At 54.8% G+C, this 230-nt stretch carries 1 protein-coding gene; it reads left to right on the forward strand.

Annotated elements, in window-relative coordinates; all coding sequences use genetic code 11:
- A partial coding sequence (locus NXS07_RS21510; RefSeq protein WP_258087708.1) for a hypothetical protein occupies nucleotides 1–230 on the forward strand: 230 nt, incomplete at both ends.

Here is a 230-nt window from a genome sequence, read left to right on the forward strand (position 1 = left end):
GGCGCTGGCCTCAATTGGTCTGATTTCATTCGCAGGGGTTGCGCAGTTTCTGCCCGTTTTAATCGGCGGGATATTCTGGCGCGGTGCAACCAGGCCAGGTGCGTTCGCCGGGTTGACGGTTGGATTTGTTATTTGGACCTACACGCTGTTGTTGCCGAGTTTTGGAACTGGCATGATCTCGGAAAATTTGGTGGTAAACGGGCCATTTGGGATCGGTTGGCTAAGGCCGC

This window comes from Xenorhabdus bovienii (assembly GCF_024721015.1).
Taxonomy (GTDB): domain Bacteria; phylum Pseudomonadota; class Gammaproteobacteria; order Enterobacterales; family Enterobacteriaceae; genus Xenorhabdus; species Xenorhabdus bovienii.